General features: G+C 38.9%; 1 protein-coding gene. It reads left to right on the top strand.

What is annotated here, in order from left to right:
* The first annotated feature begins 117 nt into the window (after positions 1-117).
* Complete coding sequence (locus tag ACZ9AO_RS26180) at positions 118-1,341, top strand: IS110 family RNA-guided transposase (RefSeq protein WP_476111297.1); 1,224 nt, start codon at positions 118-120, stop codon at positions 1,339-1,341.
* Positions 1,342-1,399 lie beyond the last annotated feature (58 nt).

Genomic DNA, 1,399 nt, shown 5'->3' with positions numbered 1-1,399 from the left:
CCAAGGTGCACCACTGACTGTCGCTCCCTTACGGGAAGCACACATGGTAGATTAATCCTATTCTGGTTTTTGCACCAGCCTCCAATTGTATTGAGAGCCGTAGAAAGGATGTTTTCAATGGAAGTAGTCATTGAAAGAGCATGTGGTATGGATGTCCATAAGGACAATATTACTGCATGTATTATGACACCAGAAGGAAAGGAGATTCAAACGTTTTCAACAAAAACTGTTTTTCTAATACAGTTAGTGGATTGGATTAAAAAGAATAACTGTACTCATGTTGCCATGGAGAGTACCAGTGTATATTGGAAACCTATTGTTAATTTATTAGAAGCTGAAGAGATTGAGTTTTTAGTTGTGAATGCTCAACATATGAAAGCAGTGCCAGGGCGTAAAACAGATGTTAAAGATGCAGAATGGATTGCCAAACTTCTTCGTCATGGACTTCTAAAAGCTAGTTACATTCCAGATCGAAATCAACGGGAACTACGTGAACTAGTTCGGTACCGTAGAAGTATCATTGAAGAACGTGCTAGACAACATAATCGAATCCAAAAAGTGTTAGAGGGCGCAAATATTAAGCTAGGCTCTGTCGTTTCAGACGTTATGGGTGTTTCGGCTCGAGACATGCTTAACGCAATTGCCGAAGGTGAAGAAGATCCTGAAAAACTAGCAAACTTTGCTCGACGCACAATGAAAAAGAAGAAAGATGAACTAGAACTCGCCCTTAAAGGTTATATCAATTCGCATCAACGCCTCATGTTAAAAACCATTTTAAAGCATATTGATTTTTTAACAGAACAAATCGAGATGCTCGACCAAGAGGTCGAGGAAAGAGTAAGCTCCTATCAAGAAGATGTGGAACGATTAGACTCTATTCCTGGTATAGCTACAAGAATGGCTGAGCAAATTTTATCTGAAATTGGGACTGATATTAAGAAACAGTTTCCAAGTGCAGCTCATATGTGTTCTTGGGCAGGACTAGTTCCTGGGCATAACGAAAGTGCGGGAAAAAGAAAATCGGCTAAAACAAAAAAAGGAAACAAGTATTTGAGATCAGCATTAACAGAAGCAGCTCATTCTGTAAGAGGATCTAAAAACTATCTCGGAGCACTGTATAGGCGTACAGCATCACGAAAAGGTAAGAAACGAGCAGGAATAGTAGTCGCTCATGCCATGTTACGTATCTCCTATTATCTCTTAACTCGAAAAGAAATGTATGTAGACTTAGGCGAAGACTACTTTGATAAACAGAGACAACAATCAATTTTTCGGCATTCACTAAGAAGACTTCAAAGTTTAGGATACACAGTTACATTACAAGAACCTGAAGCATCTTAATCCAGTCCACTTACCTACAATAAATCAGTAAATTAGGCGCTCTCCCCTTTTTAAAAAA

The organism is Peribacillus sp. TE19612 (assembly GCF_056279465.1).
This window is presented reverse-complemented; position numbering and strand designations above follow the sequence as displayed.